The sequence below is a fragment of the Rhodococcus sp. MTM3W5.2 genome, assembly GCF_001984015.1.
GTDB lineage: Bacteria > Actinomycetota > Actinomycetes > Mycobacteriales > Mycobacteriaceae > Rhodococcus_G > Rhodococcus_G oryzae.
Genome location: NZ_CP019572.1, coordinates 689666 through 705705, shown reverse-complemented (window position 1 = coordinate 705705; position 16040 = coordinate 689666). Strand labels below are relative to the sequence as shown.

Annotated in this window: 17 protein-coding genes and 1 pseudogene; 13 read left to right on the top strand and 5 right to left on the bottom strand. The window is 65.3% G+C overall.

Annotated elements, in window-relative coordinates; all coding sequences use genetic code 11:
* Window positions 1–1162 precede the first annotated feature (1162 nt).
* The gene (locus BTZ20_RS03355; RefSeq protein WP_145982183.1) at window positions 1163–2056 is read left to right on the top strand and encodes a hypothetical protein; all 894 of its coding nucleotides are present in this window, start codon (window positions 1163–1165) and stop codon (window positions 2054–2056) included.
* A gap of 224 nt (window positions 2057–2280) precedes the next feature.
* On the opposite strand, the gene BTZ20_RS27620 is transcribed toward BTZ20_RS03355, so the two are convergent.
* From BTZ20_RS27620 to BTZ20_RS03340, 3 genes are all read right to left on the bottom strand, one after another.
* Window positions 2281–2532 (bottom strand): hypothetical protein, encoded by a 252-nt coding sequence (locus BTZ20_RS27620; protein ID WP_223263609.1) that lies wholly within the window; start codon window positions 2530–2532, stop codon window positions 2281–2283.
* A gap of 248 nt (window positions 2533–2780) precedes the next feature.
* A complete protein-coding gene (locus tag BTZ20_RS03345) occupies window positions 2781–3290 on the bottom strand; it encodes a hypothetical protein (protein ID WP_077040370.1) in 510 nt (169 codons plus the stop codon).
* Window positions 3291–3597: 307 nt separating this feature from the next.
* The gene (locus BTZ20_RS03340) at window positions 3598–5253 is read right to left on the bottom strand and encodes a LuxR C-terminal-related transcriptional regulator (protein WP_223263608.1); all 1656 of its coding nucleotides are present in this window, start codon (window positions 5251–5253) and stop codon (window positions 3598–3600) included.
* Between BTZ20_RS03340 and BTZ20_RS03335 the strand changes: the two genes are divergently transcribed.
* The 11 genes and pseudogenes from BTZ20_RS03335 to BTZ20_RS27615 all read left to right on the top strand — a co-directional run.
* On the top strand, window positions 5237–5914 hold the full coding sequence (locus BTZ20_RS03335; protein ID WP_223263607.1) for a GAP family protein: 678 nt from the start codon (window positions 5237–5239) through the stop codon (window positions 5912–5914). The genes BTZ20_RS03340 and BTZ20_RS03335 overlap by 17 nt on opposite strands.
* A 72-nt stretch (window positions 5915–5986) precedes the next feature.
* On the top strand, window positions 5987–6361 hold the full coding sequence (locus tag BTZ20_RS03330; protein WP_077040368.1) for a PLD nuclease N-terminal domain-containing protein: 375 nt from the start codon (window positions 5987–5989) through the stop codon (window positions 6359–6361).
* On the top strand, window positions 6358–6810 hold the full coding sequence (locus BTZ20_RS03325) for a DUF6325 family protein (protein ID WP_223263606.1): 453 nt from the start codon (window positions 6358–6360) through the stop codon (window positions 6808–6810). Before BTZ20_RS03330 ends, BTZ20_RS03325 begins: the two co-directional genes overlap by 4 nt.
* Window position 6811: 1 nt before the next feature.
* Entirely contained in the window at window positions 6812–7120 is a 309-nt protein-coding gene (locus tag BTZ20_RS03320; RefSeq protein ID WP_077040367.1) for an SHOCT domain-containing protein, read from the top strand.
* Window positions 7121–7183: 63 nt separating this feature from the next.
* Complete coding sequence (locus tag BTZ20_RS03315) at window positions 7184–8125, top strand: DUF1214 domain-containing protein (protein WP_077040366.1); 942 nt, start codon at window positions 7184–7186, stop codon at window positions 8123–8125.
* 227 nt (window positions 8126–8352) lie between these two features.
* A complete protein-coding gene (locus tag BTZ20_RS03310; protein ID WP_077040365.1) occupies window positions 8353–9786 on the top strand; it encodes a hypothetical protein in 1434 nt (477 codons plus the stop codon).
* A gap of 345 nt (window positions 9787–10131) precedes the next feature.
* Window positions 10132–11232: a hypothetical protein gene (locus BTZ20_RS03305; protein WP_223263605.1), complete on the top strand. Its 1101-nt coding sequence runs from the start codon at window positions 10132–10134 to the stop codon at window positions 11230–11232.
* Window positions 11233–11253: 21 nt separating this feature from the next.
* On the top strand, window positions 11254–11376 hold the full coding sequence (locus BTZ20_RS28860; protein WP_262982540.1) for a hypothetical protein: 123 nt from the start codon (window positions 11254–11256) through the stop codon (window positions 11374–11376).
* A gap of 97 nt (window positions 11377–11473) precedes the next feature.
* Window positions 11474–12502, top strand: a complete 1029-nt coding sequence (locus BTZ20_RS03300) for an alpha/beta fold hydrolase (RefSeq protein WP_083742491.1) — start codon at window positions 11474–11476, stop codon at window positions 12500–12502.
* 79 nt (window positions 12503–12581) lie between these two features.
* On the top strand, window positions 12582–13247 hold the full coding sequence (locus BTZ20_RS03295) for a class I SAM-dependent methyltransferase (protein WP_189636577.1): 666 nt from the start codon (window positions 12582–12584) through the stop codon (window positions 13245–13247).
* A gap of 46 nt (window positions 13248–13293) precedes the next feature.
* A pseudogene (locus tag BTZ20_RS27615) lies at window positions 13294–13530 on the top strand (IS3 family transposase); the annotation flags it as partial.
* A 6-nt stretch (window positions 13531–13536) separates the two neighbouring features.
* Here BTZ20_RS27615 and BTZ20_RS03285 read toward each other — a convergent pair.
* A complete protein-coding gene (locus tag BTZ20_RS03285) occupies window positions 13537–14193 on the bottom strand; it encodes a response regulator (RefSeq protein WP_077040364.1) in 657 nt (218 codons plus the stop codon).
* A complete protein-coding gene (locus BTZ20_RS03280) occupies window positions 14190–15173 on the bottom strand; it encodes a sensor histidine kinase (RefSeq protein ID WP_223263604.1) in 984 nt (327 codons plus the stop codon). The genes BTZ20_RS03285 and BTZ20_RS03280 overlap by 4 nt, the downstream gene beginning before the upstream one ends.
* Window positions 15174–15490: 317 nt before the next feature.
* Between BTZ20_RS03280 and BTZ20_RS03275 the strand changes: the two genes are divergently transcribed.
* Window positions 15491–15982, top strand: a complete 492-nt coding sequence (locus tag BTZ20_RS03275; RefSeq protein WP_077043447.1) for a DUF6326 family protein — start codon at window positions 15491–15493, stop codon at window positions 15980–15982.
* The last annotated feature ends 58 nt before the right edge of the window (window positions 15983–16040 follow it).

The following is a 16040-nucleotide window of genomic DNA, read 5'->3' as shown; positions in this document are numbered from 1 at the left end:
GTCCGGGGCTGACCCACCAAGGGTGCATTCACAAGAATCAAGCAAGGATTGTGTGGAATCTTCTTGTGAAACGATGACCGATTCCCAGTTGGAACTGATTTACAATATTTCCGGCAAGACTATCCGTTCTTTCGGTCAGGAAATCCGCCCACGATTCCCGTAGCCTCCGACTCGCATACCGTTTGCGGCTGCAATTTCGCAATGATCCCTGGGACTCCGCTGCTGATCGCGGCTGCCACACTGAACTACGTGCAGGCGGGGAATAGACCGCCGAAGATGCCCTTAAGAGCCACAAACCACGCAACCTTCAACAATCAGGAAAGCCTCGAACCCGATAGCCCTCATCGCTACTAGATGTGGGCGGTGAGCGCAGTCGTGTTCGTTGCCGGGTTCGTTTCGTCTCTGCTGGGCTTTCCACCATGGAGCGCCTTGTTGACTCTCGTGACGGCTATTGCGATTTGGGCAGCTGGAGAGCGCTTCCTTGTTCCGCAGTGGAACGGCTGCTTCGAAAGCAGTAAAGGGCACCAGGAGCTGCATCCCGCAGGGCCAGTCACTCGACCACACCGCACCAGAGCAGAGGTTGCCCCACGGCGCCGGAGGTGACGGGTACTCACGTTGAGCATGCCGATCCACCTCGACCCTCGCATCCCAGCCGCGTGCTATGTCATGGCGAGGCGTCTGTCGCCTACCGTGACGCAGCGCGTTGGCAACTACCGCATGGTTGGGTACTTCACCGAGGATTTCCTCGGCATCCAGGCGGATGCCGTCGTCGTGCTCGTTGCACGAGCATCAGAGACGACAACGCGCCCCAACATGGGGCTCGCCCCTCAACTGGGTGCCGGGAAACTCTGTTCGTCAGTTCGCCGCAGGTTGGACGGGCTCAGCTGGCTGCCCGATCGCGGTCCTTTCTCGCGATCCAATGTGCTAAATGCTGACACCAACTCCAAATATCCCGCCCGGCGGCTTCTGGGCATTGACGCGTAACACTGGTTGAAATCGATCGGATTAATCTAGCGCGGTCGAGTTCAGCAACCCGGGGCGGTCATGTTTGACATCTGCGGTTTGGCATGCCAGCCTCGATCTGACGCGCGTATCGCCATTCCAGCCACAATCCGTTTCTCCTGCTTAGCCCATGTTTGGTTACTAACCAGCGGAGGTTACCGTGGAAGATTTGAGCAGTGCCGTGAAGTTCTCCCCACTCTCAACGTCTTTTGTGAACGAAGGTGTCGACACACTGTTGAATCGGATTTGCGTTCGGGCACCATACTTCGCGCTACAAGACTTCGTTGTCCCCTCTGACGGAACAGTGACCTGCAACTTCCCGACGGAAGTCGACCCCGGCGATGAAGGGCCGATCACCATGGCCGAACTCGCCCGGCATTCTGCAATTGCGGGTTTGTGCGCCGTCGCGAGTTCATTTGATGATGGCGATCGACGCTACTACCTCGCGCGAACCGGAACCATGACGCGCCTGAGCGACACGGCATACGTACCAGGGGCGGCCATCTCGGCCAAAGCGACCGGCGCGCTCACTTCCCAGCGAACGGCGAAGGCGCAATGCACTGTCACAATGGGCGGGCGCTCCGAGGTCCGCATGGAAATCGGCTACAGCGTTTTCACTGAGTCGGCGTTCGACAAGTTCTTTGGGTATCTCAGGCGCGACACGGATGATCATCTGCCTTCGAATCCGTACAGTACCCCGATGCCGATGCAGGACGTGCATGTCGAAACAAGTTCAGCGACAGCAGTTTCGAGCGTATCTCCCGAGCAGTGCATCGGCCACTTCTCCGGTTACCCAGCGATGCCGATCGCCTACCTGCTGAGCGCGAAGTTCGAACTCGGGGCGATCCTGGCGTCCGAAATCCTGGCAGGGCGGAGGGCGATCCTGGAATCATCCGAACTGATCGACACGCGCGCACTCATCCCGCCGAACACTCGAGTGGATCTGTCCGCGGTCGTTGAACATGGTGCCGAAGATTCCTGCACGATCAATCTCTCAACAACGGTCTCAGGGGAAGTTGCGGTGCTCGCGCGTGCGAGCTACCGGCCCGTCTGACCGCTTCGCCTCGACGGGATCGGGTGGGCCGGTGCCCACAGCCATCTGGCGTGGTTGTGGGCACCGGTGGGTGAACTTCGTGACAGGCACGACTCCGCCCACCACGGGCCCTGACTGAGAACAGTCCAAGGGCGCATCCGCGACCCCTGGAATAGAGGTCCGCAAACCCAGGCCTGACAGCCACGCTCATCGGCAATGCGGTGCCGCCAACGGAGATCGGCCGCTCACCGATGGCCGCGTACCGCTGGGCGTGTGGCATCGGGTTCCGGTTCGTTCTGCAGCTGGCCCAATGACGATTCATGAACGCACGCGGTGTCCTGGCCGGTTGCGGCGAAGATGCCGCCGATAACGTTCGCGACGTTGACGTTGCAGCCGACCATCCCGGACGCGGTCGCGGTCGCCGCCCAGTTCCGAAACCCCCACCGGCCCAGGCCCGCGAGGCGTTCGGTCTGGGCGGGGCGGCGGAGGGTGCTCACCAATGGTGGAGCAGGCTGGTTCAGCTGCCTCGCATCGCAAGAGTGCGCGCCAACCTGGATGGGGAAGTACCTACTGCGGTCGGATGATCGGGGGCCCGGGGAGTTGTCGCTGACCAGTGCGACCGCGACCTTGTGCTCGGCGGCGAGTTCGCAGAACACTTCCGTGGCTCGCTCTGCCTGTGACCAGCCGAAGCAGGCGTGGCGTCCCGGCGGATCTCAGCCTCGAGCGGATCCGGATGAGCTGTGGGTCAGAGACGCGCAGGTCTCAGCGGCTCAATGACCTGGGCCTCGGAGCGCTCGCGCAGCTTGAGAAGCGCCTCGTCAAGGCTCGAGCCGAGCAGGTGGAGGGTGTTCATACCGCGCGATTCCCACACCGGAAACTCCTCGTCGGCATTGCGGCTTGCGACGTCCCAGAGGAGAAGGTCGCCGTTCTCGCTCCAGCCGAATACTTCGAGTCGTTCGGCGAGGTCCCAGCTACCGTCGGGCTCGATCATCCAGTCGAATTCCTCCTCTTCGCCGTCGCGGAAGACCGTGTGGAAGTGCTCGGTGAGGTTCGCTGCACGGGCCCGCCCGTCTGCGAAACCGGGTTGCACGGGCGGGTAGATGAGCCACAGGCCCAACGTACGGGCCCAGCCGCAGGAGCGAACAAACTCGCGGTAGCTCTGGGGGTACCCGCCGCCGTCCGGGAAACGGAACGAATCGAGTGCCTCGAAGTCGACATGCTCGAACGAGGGGGATTCAGGCGCGGGGACACTCATGACTCGATTATGGTCGGGTGCCTGGAGCCACGCCCCTGGAGCCAGATGGAGTGAAGGCGGCGACCGTCAGTCCCACACCAGGAACACGACGCGTTCGTGTCCGGACACTGCAGGGATCCGGCAGTACTCCTCGCCCGACATCGGACGCCAGTTGACCCACCTCGGTAGCCATGGGTTCCAGTGTTTCGGTCATCATCGACCCTCCCGCCAGGCGTCTCAGACCAAGACCGGATCCACCGTTATCCGGATAGTCCTGGACCGCCACGCAACCAAAGGCGTTGGCGCCAGAAGTGATTGGATGATCCCATTACCTGCTGTCGGCTGCTTGAACAGCATCACGCCGTTTGGTCACGCCTAGTTTGCGGTAGATCGAGCGAATGTGCGTCTTCACCGTGGGATAAGCGATGCCGAGGTGCGCAGCGATCTCATCTGCAGTCATCGCGGTACGCAGATATGCGAGTATCTCCTTCTCTCGTTCCGTCAGGACTCCCACGAGCAGCGCAGACAGCTGGTTCCGTCGTTCCAGGATCGTCCGCAGGAGCCCGTGATGTCTCGACCCCCGTATTGCGTGTGCGTTCAAGAGATCAACAATCACCGGATCGTCAGCGAGAAATGGGGCGAGAATCCGCTCGGGGATTGCAGCCTCCAGCGCACGATCCAGCTGCTCATGCGCTTGGAGTCCATGCCCTGATATGGAGCTCAGTGCGGCTGAGGTGACGAGTGTGCTCACCAGCGCATATCGTGGCAGCCCGGCCGACGTGGCCAGGCGAAGCGCCTGAGTCGCCGGTACCGGATCCCCCAAGACTCGGTATAGCTCGGCGAGAAGCGCGTGAGCGACCGCAGCCCCCGTGCGGGCAAGCGCAGGCCTTGCGATGCGCCGAGCTTGCTCGTCCTGCCTTTGCGCGTGGGCGAGCCAGGCCGTGGTGACGCGCCGCAGCGTATCCCACGGAATGCCATGCTTGTCCGCAGTACTCACGCCTCGCAGCAGAAGCGCCGCGTAGTGGTACCGGTCTTCCCGGCTCAGAGCGATCAGGCTCATCACCAAGTAGAGACGGGCGAGCGCCTCGAAGTCGGTTCCGGGGCTGCCCTCTACGATGATGGAGTCGAACTGCGCGATCGCCTCCTCGAAGTCACCGCGCCAGAAAGCGATGCACCCTCGATTCGACTGTGGGAGACCGCCTTCGAACCGTTCCCAGTCAGACGCCGCCTCCCGGGAAGGGAGCCCGTCGAGGATCTGTTCGGCTTCGGTGAATGCTCCCGCGTGGGTGAGCGCAAAGGCCAGATTGGATTGCGCAAGACGCAACGTCTCCGCACGCGACTGCAGCCGCGCCTCCTCGCTGGCAGAGCGAAGTAGCGCGATGGCACGAGGGAGATCACGACGAAGCCTGACCTCGGTCCATCCGAGGAGGAAAAGCGCGGACGGGTAATCGTCCTCCTGTTCGCACTGGGAGAGCGCGTGGCGAGCGCGATCGGCGATGACGGCCTTGGTCGAGGTGTCCGGAGCGAGCAGCAGATCAGTGAAGCAGACGACGAAGTCGTCAGACGCGACCCGCAGACCCTGTCCGCGGAGAAACTCCGCACCGTACGGGTCCCCACTGAGGTCGCGGCAGCACGCCCGTATCAGCAGGATGTGCGGATCGTGCGGATCAGGATGGGCAAGGCAGAGCTGCTCCAGTTCCCCGGTGTGAGATTCGAGAATCAGACGGAGCCAGTTCTTCCGTAGGACGCTTCGTGCCTGCTCCGCGTCGCCGGAGGCGAGTGCCTCACGCACGGCTTCGATCATGTGTCGAAGATACTTGAGACCAGCATTCAACGGCCGTGGAAGTCCGGTCTCATCCGCTGCGGATGAGACCGCAATTGAAGCCTGCGGAAACCGGTGAGAATTGCCGGAATGTACCGAATGCTTGCCGGGTTGAGCCGCCGGAATGTCGGGGGCAGAACTGAACATGTTGGGTTCTGTCATCGGGGAGACGCTGCCGCTCGCGCTCGGCATCGCGATCAGCCCTTTCACGATCATCGCGGCCATTCTCATGCTGCTTTCCTCGAGCGCTCGCCGCACCGGCCCCGGATTCCTGATCGGCTGGATCCTCGGGATCGCCATCGCGGTGACGGCGTTCGTGTTGCTCGCCGGCCTGCTCACGCCCCACGGCGATTCGGGCGGATCGAACGTGCCGCGTGCAATCGTGCAGCTCCTGCTTGCGGCCCTATTGCTGCTGTTCGCGGTCAGGCAATGGCGAGGCCGACCGAAACCGGGCGTGGATCCCGCACTCCCGAAATGGATGGCGGCCATCGACGGCTTCACGTTGAAGCGCGCATTCGGCCTCGGCCTTCTACTCTCGGCACTCAACCCGAAGAACCTGCTCATCGCCGCGAGCGCCGGAGTGACCATCGGAGACGCCGGTCTCGCCGCCCTCCCAGCAAGTCTCGCGGCGGGGGTCTTCGTCCTGTGCGCCACCTCGACGGTGTGGGTGCTGGTCTCGGCGTTCATTGTCGCTTCAGGGCAGCTCCGGGGACCGCTGGATGCCCTGCACCGGTGGCTCGTCCGCGAGAACAACGTGGTCATGACCGTACTCATGGCATTCATGGCGGCACTCATGCTCGGCAAGGCCGTCGCCTCCCTCTGACTTCTGCTTCGCCACTTTCCCTCATCCATCGGCCGCGAACCCCGCGCCCCTTGCAAGAATCGGACAACACACATGAACTTCTGGGAAGGCCTCGGCTGGATGCTGTGGGCGACCGTCTTCATCGGATATCTCCTCGCGCTGTTCGCGATCATCGCCGACCTGTTCCGCGACCATAGGCTGAACGGTTGGTGGAAGGCCCTCTGGGTGTTCTTCCTGCTCTTCCTGCCCATCGTCACAGCGCTCGTCTATCTCGTCGCCCGCGGCGAAGGGATGACGGAACGCAGCAACAAGGCCGCACGCGACGCGGAGAATGCTGCCGAATCGTATATCCGCGAGGTCGCCGGGAAGAGCCCCAGCGAGGAGATCGCCGCGGCCGCGGCGCTTCTCGAATCCGGAGCGATCAGCGACGAAGAGTTCACCGCGCTGAAGCTCAAGGTCCTGTCGTGACCGCCGCCGATGTGAGTGCCGCGCGCTTCGGACCTGTCGACTTCTATCTTCTCGGCCTGCCTGGCGAGGGCCTCGACCCGGCCGCACTCTCCGCGCTCACCGAGCTTGCAGACACCGGCCTGGTGCAGTTGCTCGATCTGATCGTCATCTCCAAGTCCGAGGACGGCGAACTCACCCTCATCGAGGTCGAGAAGTTGCCGAACGGCTTCGAGATCAGTGTCGAGATGCTCGGCGCGTCCGGTCTCCTCGGGCAGGAAGACATCACCGAACTCGCGGCGGCGATCCCCGCCGGCGCTGCGGCGCTGCTGGTCGCGCTCGAGCTGGTCTATCAGCGCGAGCTCGCCGCCCGGACCGCCGAGTCGGGTGCGGTGTTACTGGGCTACGAGCGGATACCCGCCCCGATCGTCAATGCCCTCATGGACACGATCACCCCGGAACTGGAGGACTGACATGCCGTTCATCCCGAGAACCGGTCGACCCGGACTGCTGGGCCTTGCCGCGCGCACCGCGGTCGTGACCGGTACCGCGACCGCCGTCAGCGACGGTATGGCCACCCGCCGGCAGAGGAAGGCTCAGGCCGAGTACGAGCAGGCGCAGTACGAGCTGGCCCAGCAGCAGGCCGCACGCGCGATGACCACATGCGCGCCCGCTCCCCCGGTCGATCTCGTCGCCGAGTTGCAGAAACTCGGCGATCTCAAATCACATGGCCTGCTGAGCGATGCGGAGTTCGCAGTCGCGAAGGCGCGACTGCTCGGCTGAATTCCCCGACGGGGCGAGGGATTCCCGCTCCCGTTCCGTACCCGACACCGAAGGGAACCCGCTATGTCCGCAATCCCCGTCAACGTCCTGAACTTCAATCGGGCCGAATCCGATCTCATGTTCGCCCGCCTGGCCGCGGGCGTCGGCCTGGGCGCGTGGGACCACACGCGTGAGCTCAAGCCGCTCGACGACCAGCCCATCATCCGCCAGAACCGCGACACCCTGTACAGCAGCACCATCATCGACGTGCGCGATGGCGTCACGATCACGGTGCCGGATACCGACAAGCGCTACATCTCCGTGTGGGTGATCAATCAGGATCACTACGGTCCGATCATCTTGCGCGATCCGGGAGAGCACCTGCTCACACGCGAACTGGTCGGCACCGACTACGCCGCACTCATCGTGCGCATCCTCGTCGATCCGAACAGCCCCGAAGACGTCGCCGAGGTGAACCGGTTGCAGGACGCCCTCACCATCGACGGCGGCGGAACAGGTGAGTTCCCGTTGCCCGATTACGACGAGCAGTCGCAGACAGAAACCCGCGACGCGCTCCTCGCCCTCGCTCGTGGCATCACCACGTACGACCGTTCATTCGGCACCGCGGCGGAAGTCGATCCGATCATGCACCTGCTGGGCACCGCTTCCGGCTGGGGTGGCCTCCCCGAGTACGAGGCCACCTACGTCAACTTCGACGAACGCCTCCCGGTCGAGGAATATCGCCTCCGCCTGAATGACGTTCCGGTGGATGCGTTCTGGTCGGTCTCGCTGTACAACGCGGCCGGCTACTTCGAGGAGAACGTCCTGGGCGTGAACAGCATCAACAGCCTCACCGCCACCCCCGACGCCGACGGCGGTACCACCATCCGCTTCGGCGTACACCTTGACCGTGTCGCGAACGCGCTGCCCATCATGCCGGGCTGGAACTACGTGCTGCGGCTGTACCGCCCCCGCCCTTCCGTGCTCGACGGTACCTGGACGGCGCCGCGTCCCGAAGCGCTCTAGCCGGGAGCGGGGCCACTGCCCCACCGGGTGGGGCCGCACCGGCATGCGATCCCACCCGACTCGCCAATGCCAATGCCAATGCCAATGCCAATGGTCACTCATACCGTCCAGCGGCACCGTCTCCTCGCCGAGGACCGCTCTTCCGGCAGCCCCGTCAGCGGACTGAGCGCCTGTCAGACCTGAACGGGGATCTACCACCATTTGTCAGCCACCTCACAAGGAGCGCGATGCCTTCATTGAGAACGTTCGTAGCTGCGGCGACGCTGATCGTGATCACAGCGTTGCCCGGGACTGGGTCAGCAGTCGCTGCGCCGGCGATCGGACCCGTCGATCCCGGTTCGTCGATCGGATCCGGATTCGGGTCCGTCGATCTCGGTTCGAGCGGTTCCGGATTCGGGTCCGCCGATCCCGGTTCGAGCGGCCCCGATCCCGAGCATCCGGTGTCAACCTGCTTCTGGTCCGTGCCAGTCAATCCAGAGCTCGCGGACCCGCAGCTCAACTACGCCTTCCCCGACACCTCGGCGCTCTATTGGGCTGCGCAGTTCACTGTCCCGAAGGATGCCGAACTGGTCATCCGGGGGCAGTACGCGCATGCGCGCTATCAGTCGTTGAACTCGTACAACGCCGGCACCGCTGTACCCACCGCCGCCCTCAACGACATTTCGACCGCTCCGGACGCCGGCTCGCAGAATCCCTATCTCCCGGGAACCGACCGACTGAATGAACACGCTAGGTCGTACACGGTCTCCGTGCTCAACGAGGCCCCGCCAGCTGAGCCGCGACACAACACTCTGTATGCCGGTGTGCCAGGACAGGATCGGATCAGCCTCCTCTACCGCATCTACCTTCCCGACAATGGACGCGATCTCACCGGCGGCGTAGGACTACCGGATCCAGAGTTGCACCTCTCCGACGGTCAGGTGCTACGCGGCGACGCACTGTGCTCGGCGGTCAACGCGGACAATGCGATCTTGAAGCCCACGCCCCTGCCGCTGGACACGTACAAGGCTCTGCGCGACCAGCCGGGCAAGCCGGCGACATTCCCTGCCGAGCACACACCTGTATGGCGGGCCTACTACAACGGCGAGTTCACGCTCGCTTGCACCTACCTCGGCAAGTGCGATGGCACACCCCAGCGGGTGGGTGGACAGTACTCCAACATCGATAACAGCTACGTCGTAGCCGAGGCCAACCGCGGGTTCGGCGAGATTTTGGTGCTGCGCGGGGAGCTGCCGCAGACTCCGAAGACGACGACGGGCAAGCAGCATATGAACGGCGCTGTCGACATGCGGTTCTGGTCGATGTGCAGCAACGAATCACTGGCGACAACGAAGGTGATCGCGTGCCTGTACGACGAGCAGGTGGCTACTGATGCGGCTGGTCGTTTCACAATCATCGCATCGCTGCCTGCAGACCGACCCGCAAACGCCACCAAGGAGTGTGGAGTGTCGTGGCTGCCGCTCTCGCCCACTGGCGATGGCGCCGGGCATACCGACGATTCCCTCCTCATTGTGCGAAACATGCTGCCGTCCAAGGACTTCAGCCATGCCGCGCAGGATACCAAGACGCCAGGCGACGAGAAGGCCGTGATGGGGCAGTACCTACCGGAGGGGCAGTACACGTCCAAGTCCGAGTTCGAGGCGAGTGGCTGCGTCGAGTAGTTGGATATCTGAACGAGCCACGCGTGCGTCTCGACCGACCATCACCGGCACGTCACGAACCAGGTTCACGGGTTAGCTTGCGGCCCAGAGCTTCTGTCCGTCGTAGTCGCCGAGCGGATTTGCATGGATCCGCTCGGCGCGCTGGGGCACGATTGGGCGGCGGATCCGCCTGCGGCCGCGGCCAACCCGGGACTGCGCCTGCCGCCATTGGGGCGACCGGGTTGAGATCAGGAAACACATCAATAGCAGATTCGCTCGAAAGTCATTTCCGTGCAACAGCTTCAACATCAAAACCGATCCGACTCAGGTTGCATTTCGGCCTGACAACCGCCGAAGGACGCACCGATGGAGAACACAACTGCTCCCTGCGCCGCCTCACGATCCATCTCGACGAGTCCGGGACCGCTGCGATCCGCAGGGGCGGGAAGCCGGGTGGAGGCGTTCGTCATCATCGGAGTCATCACCATTCTGGTGACCCGCGCCTATCTGAAGGCCACCGGCTATCCCCAGGTCGGCGGCACGACCCTGCACATCGCACACGTCCTGTGGGGAGGGCTGGCGATGGTGGCCGCATTGGTCGTCGCGTTCTCGTTTCTCGGAGACCGGCCCAGGACCGCTGCAGTGGTCATCGCTGGCGTCGGGTTCGGGCTGTTCCTCGACGAGGTCGGCAAGTTCGTCACGAAGACCAACGATTACTTCTACCAGCCCGCGATCGCGATCATGTACGTGGTGGTGGTGGCGCTGCTTCTGATCAACCGCGCAGTCCACGACCTTCGTCCACAAACTCCGGCAGAGGACCTGGTCAACGCGGCCGGTGAGGTCGCTGTGGGTCTCGTTCACGGTCTCAGCCCAATGCGCCGGGCGCAGGTCCGCAGGCAACTCCATCGCGCCGCGCTCGCAGGGCTGGATCCGGGCACGGTCGCGGACGTCACTCAGCTGCTCGGCCGATGCCAGCCGCGCCGCGCGGGTCGATTCGCCGGCCTTGATGTGCGCGTGCGAAACCGCCTGTCCGTGGGATTCGACGGCCCCCGCGCAACCTGGGTCGCCGCACTCGTTCTCGCAGCCTTCTCGACCGCGGGTGTGGTCAGTGCGGCTGTCACCCTCTCGGACGACCTGAATAGCGGGACGGGAACCGACGTCACCACGATCGGTCAGCTATGTGGATCAGCGGCGGCATTCACTCTGTGCTGGGTCGCGATCGCGTGGCTCCGAACCGGACGGATCTGGCCGGTGCGGGCGCTGCGCGCGGCGGCACTCGTGACGATGCTCCTCACCGAGGTATTCGACTTCGTCGCCGAAGAGTTCGGCGCCCTCGTCAATGTCGCTGTGGGCCTGGTCGTTCTGGTCGTGTTCTCCCGACGGATCGCCGTTCTCGAACTTGCCGACACTTCGGACGGAGCACCGGATGCGGCCAGGCGAGAGAGTGTGGCTGCTCCGTCCCGGTGACCCTCGTATGCGGACAACAACATGACCACGGCCGAGGCCAAGGACCGGACCGATGGCCACACCGGCCCGGTACTCGACAACAGGAAGGGGGCGTCCTCCGCGCCAGGCGCCTTCATAGCCGAAGAAATCGCCCAACTGCACTGAATATTGCCCAGTGGCGCAGGAAGATCGGGTCCGTTCGGGTGGCGCCTCGGGCGGCATGACTGTTGATGCAGTGCATGCGACCTTGCAGAATAGGGGCGTGCAGCAACGCGTTGGTCGGGTGACGACGACTGACGGCCACGACCTGGCGTACGCCACGATCGGCGCCGGCCGGCCGCTCGTCTACGTCTCCGGTTGGCTCAGTCATCTGCAGCTGAGCTGGGAGCTGCCGGAGGAGCGGGCGTTCTACGAGAGTCTGACGCAGGGGTGCCGGCTCGTGCGTTACGACCGCGCTGGATGTGGGCTATCGGCGCCATCGGCGCGGCCGCCTTCGCTGGCGTACGAGCTCGATCAGCTTGCCGCGGTCGCCTCGGCGCTCGGCCCGGAGCCCTTCGACCTTATCGGCACCTCGATGGGCGCACCGGTCGCCGTGGCGTGGGCGGCAGCGCACCCGGAGACCGTCCGGCGGATGGTCCTCTACGGCGGCTGGGTGTCCGGCGCGAATATTTCCCCGCCCAGTGCGCGGGAACACGTCCTCGGACTGGTCGAGTCGCATTGGGGACTCGGCTCGGACGTGCTCACCGAGATCTTCGCCCCCGACGCCGGTGCCACGACGCGCGAGGAGTTCGGTCGCTACCAGCGGGCCTGCTCGACCGCCGCCACGGCCCGGGCGCTGTTGGCGATGAGCTACGAGCTCGACGTCAGCGACCTCCTCGCTCAGGTGCGCGCCCCGACGTTGGTGGTGCACCGAGCCCACGACCGGGCCGCTCCCGTCGAGCAGGCCGCAGCGCTCGCCGACGGCATCGCCGGTGCGCAGCTCATGGTGCTGCCCGGCCGCTCGCATCTGCCGTACGTGGGTGACGCCGACGCGCTTGTGGCGACGGTTCGCCGGTTCCTCGGCCTGCGCGCCACGCGGGGCGCCCGAACATTGACGCCTCGGCAGCGCGAGGTCGCGGCGCTGATCAGCGAGGGGTGCACGAACCGTGAGCTCGCCGCGCGGCTGGGCATCGATGAACGGTCCGCCGAGGGTCATGTCGAACGGATCCGCCTGCGCCTCGGGTTCCGCTCGCGAGCCCAGATTGCTGCGTGGTACGCCGCCCGGCGCGACCGGCCGGAAGCGGCGGGGTGAGGTAGTTCCACGCCTGACAGACCTGACGGTGTCGCGCATCGTTGTGAGATCAACACAACGAGACACACCTGGAGCAGAGATGATCGACAGGACTACCACCACCCAGTCAGCGACCAGCTTCGAGCCACACGGCGGTCGGGGCCGGTTCAATGCCGCGTTCTTCCAGGTCATGGGACCGTACTTGGAGTGGAACCTCCGCCGACTCAAACGACGCGTGTTCGCCGGGCTTCCGCGCGAGGTCGTCGAGATCGGGCCGGGTGTCGGCGCCAACCTCCGCTATCTCCCGGCCGACGGCGCCCTCGTCGCCATCGAACCGAACCGCTACATGCACAGCCGGCTGCACGCCGCGGCGCGCCGGCACGGCGTGCAGCTCGACCTGCGCGAGCGCACGGCCGAGCAGACGGGCCTCCCCGACCACAGTGTCGACAGCGTCATCTCCTCGCTCGTGCTCTGCTCGGTACAGGATCCCGTGGCCGTGCTCACCGAGATCCGGCGCATCCTGCGCCCCGGTGGCACCTTCCGCTTCGTCGAACACGTGGTGGCCAGGAGCGGTACGCCGACCCGCGCCGCGCAACGGATCCTTCGCCGTCCGTGGGCCTGGACCTTCGAGGGCTGCTCGTGCGAACGAGACCTGGAGCATTCCGTGCACGCCGCCGGGTTCGCGAGCGTCACCATGGACCGCTACCGGGTTCACACCCCATTCCTCCCGTTCAACACCCACATCGCCGGCACCGCGAAGGCATGACGCCGACCTACTCAATCCGCATGGAGCCCAGTAAGAACCGGCATTGTTGAACCACAAGAAGATTCAGCGGCTGTGGCGCAAGGAAGGCCTCCGCGTGGTCGTGTAGCGACGCCGCAAGCGGGTCGGGTCCTCCACGGTGCCGCTGGTGCTGTCCGCGACCGGCCCGAACATGGTGTGGGTCATCGACTTCCAGTTCGACTCCACCACCGACGGTCGGCCGGTCAAGATCCTGTCGGTGGTGGACGAGCACACCCGTGAATGTCTGGCCGGGCTGGTCGAGCGGGTACCACTAATCGGCTCTCACGCGTCTGGTGTCGTATGCCCACATCGCGATCTCGACGCGGTTGCGGGCGCCGAGCTTGGTCATCAACGATGCGACGTGGGTCTTGACCGTGCTCAGGCCGACGAAGAGCTCGGTGGCGATCTCGGCGTTGGTCCGGCCCCGTGCCACCAGCGCGAGCACCTCCTTCTCGCGCTCGGTGAGCGGGTCGATGGGCTGGACCGGTACCACCGGCGCCTGGTCGGCGAAGGTCGCCAGCAGCCGACGGGTGACGTTGGGGGCGATCAGCGCATCCCCGTTGGCCGCCGCGTGGATAGCCTGCACAAGGAGCTCCGGCCCAGCGTCTTTGAGCAGGAAGCCGCGGGCGCCGGCGCGCAGGGCGCCGAGGACGTACTCATCGAGGTCGAAGGTGGTGATCACGACGACCGCCATCGGGTCCGTTACGTCTGGCCCGGCCAGGCGCCGCGTCACCTCGACGCCGTCGAGCCCAGGCATCCGGATGTCGACGAGGAGGACATCGGGACGCAGCCGGGTCGCCAGGTCGAGCGCTGCGAGCCCGTCTGCTGCCTCCCCCACGACCTCGAGGTCGGGTTGCGCGCCGAGGATCATCACCAGCCCGGTCCGGACCAAGTCCTGGTCGTCGGCTACGACAACACGGATGCTCATGCCAGCGCCTCCACCGGCAGCACGGCCTCGACCACCCAGCCACCCTCGGGCCCCGGCCCCGCGGAGAGCGATCCGCCAAGGAGCTGGGCGCGTTCGGCCATGCCCAGCAGGCCGAACCCGGGCTCCGGGGCCGGCCCCGGCTCGGTCTGTCCATCGTCGCTGACACGCAGCCTGACGGCGTCGCCCTCCCGGCGTACGTCGATCCCGACGCGGGTCGCGCTCCGGGCGTGCCGTACGGCGTTGGTCAGCGACTCCTGCGCGAGCCGGTAGAGCGCGGCATCCACGGGTCGTGCCAGCCGGGTCAACGAACCGTCCAGCGAGACCTCGACGGTGGGCGTCGCGTCGGCGCGCGCCAGAGCAGGCAGGTCCGCGACACCCAGCTGCGGTGAGTAGGCGACGGCTTCCTCCTCACGCAGCACCCGCACCATGGATCTCATCTCCGCCAGGGTTCGCGACGCTTCAGACTCGATCGCGGCCAGGATCTCGGCAGCCTTCTCAGGCTCGATGCCGGCAACCACGCCACCTGCCTGCGCCTGCACCGCGATGGCCGAGACGTGGTGGGCCACGGTGTCGTGCAGCTCGCGAGCCAGCCCCACCCGCTCCTGATTGCGGATCTCGCGCTGTTGGCGATGCCAGAGGTCCGCGCGGTAGCGGAACACCGCCGCGAGGGCGACGAACAACAGCAAGAGGACGCTCCCGCCGAAAACGTCGGCCCAGCCCGTGGAGGAGACGTACATCCCCAGCGCGACGACGACCGTCACGAACGCCGTCCCCAAGACCATCTCCCGGCCCGAGCCCCACCGCACCAGGGAGTAGAGCAGGATCAGGACGGCCATCATGGAGTAGAGGCCGAGGTCCCCGGCGTGCGCAGTCAGCTGGAGGACCGAGAGCAGCCCGGCGACGCCCCACCCGACCAGGGCGGCCATCAGGGGGCGATCCCGCCGCCAGAGCAGGGCAGGCATCAGCGCCAGGGCGAGCACCGTCACAAGGGTCGCCCGGCCAAGCCCGGCCGAGCGATGCCCTCGACCAAGGCGGCGGCCGCGAACCCGCCCACCAGCAGCCAGTCGAGCCGACCGATGGGTGGGGCGTCAGCAGGCCGCGGCTCATGCCAGATGGAGCGCCGGACAGTGACCACGACCCCAGCCTAGGGGTTGGCGCGCCTCGGCGTACCCGCCGAAAGAACGAGAGAGAGACCATGCCATCGGCCAGGCGAACCCCAGCCTCCGGGCCGAGGCGCCCGCCGCCGGGCTCAGCGATCGTAGACCTACCGATCCTCACCACAACAACGGAGCCCATGATGAGAACAGGTCAACCCACCACCGCCACACTGGAAGACCAGCCGATCCCGGTGAGAGCCAAGCTCGCCGCAACGTGGACAAGCTTCATGTTCCTGTACGCCTACGTGGACATTCTCAACTTCTTCACGCCCGGGGTCATCGAAGACATCCTCGACGGCAAGGTCTTCGAGTTCGACCTCTCCCAGAGCTTTTCGACCACGGCGCTGACCCTCATGGCCATCCCGATCCTCATGGTCGTGCTGTCGATGACGCTGCCCGCCCGGGCGAACCGCATCACGAACCTCATCGTGGCCTCGCTCTACGTCCCCGTCACGGCATTCAACGCGGTGGGCGCGTCCTGGCTGTACTTCTACGGCCTCGGCATCGTGCTGGAATTGATCCTTCTCGCCCTCATCGTGCGGTACGCCTGGACCTGGCCCCGCACCGCACCGTCGGCGACCGTGGCGACCAGCCCGGACCGTGAAACCGTTCGCGCCCAACAGCAAGCGTGAACCCAAGAGCAGTCCCCGTCCTGTTCGGAGCCATCTGCCTCGGTGCCGCGGTGTGGGC

What these genes read in the sequence shown, in the direction of transcription:
- BTZ20_RS28860 (WP_262982540.1), top strand. Translation starts at nt 11,254, where the DNA reads ATGACCACGGCCGAGGCCAAGGACCGGACCGATGGCCACACCGGCCCG.
- BTZ20_RS03295 (WP_189636577.1), top strand. Translation starts at nt 12,582, where the DNA reads ATGATCGACAGGACTACCACCACCCAGTCAGCGACCAGCTTCGAGCCA.
- BTZ20_RS03340 (WP_223263608.1), bottom strand. Translation starts at nt 5,253, where the DNA reads ATGACAGAACCCAACATGTTCAGTTCTGCCCCCGACATTCCGGCGGCT.
- BTZ20_RS03285 (WP_077040364.1), bottom strand. Translation starts at nt 14,193, where the DNA reads ATGAGCATCCGTGTTGTCGTAGCCGACGACCAGGACTTGGTCCGGACC.
- BTZ20_RS03275 (WP_077043447.1), top strand. Translation starts at nt 15,491, where the DNA reads ATGAGAACAGGTCAACCCACCACCGCCACACTGGAAGACCAGCCGATC.
- BTZ20_RS03310 (WP_077040365.1), top strand. Translation starts at nt 8,353, where the DNA reads ATGCCTTCATTGAGAACGTTCGTAGCTGCGGCGACGCTGATCGTGATC.
- BTZ20_RS03335 (WP_223263607.1), top strand. Translation starts at nt 5,237, where the DNA reads ATGTTGGGTTCTGTCATCGGGGAGACGCTGCCGCTCGCGCTCGGCATC.
- BTZ20_RS03345 (WP_077040370.1), bottom strand. Translation starts at nt 3,290, where the DNA reads ATGAGTGTCCCCGCGCCTGAATCCCCCTCGTTCGAGCATGTCGACTTC.
- BTZ20_RS03330 (WP_077040368.1), top strand. Translation starts at nt 5,987, where the DNA reads ATGAACTTCTGGGAAGGCCTCGGCTGGATGCTGTGGGCGACCGTCTTC.
- BTZ20_RS03320 (WP_077040367.1), top strand. Translation starts at nt 6,812, where the DNA reads ATGCCGTTCATCCCGAGAACCGGTCGACCCGGACTGCTGGGCCTTGCC.
- BTZ20_RS03305 (WP_223263605.1), top strand. Translation starts at nt 10,132, where the DNA reads ATGGAGAACACAACTGCTCCCTGCGCCGCCTCACGATCCATCTCGACG.
- BTZ20_RS03315 (WP_077040366.1), top strand. Translation starts at nt 7,184, where the DNA reads ATGTCCGCAATCCCCGTCAACGTCCTGAACTTCAATCGGGCCGAATCC.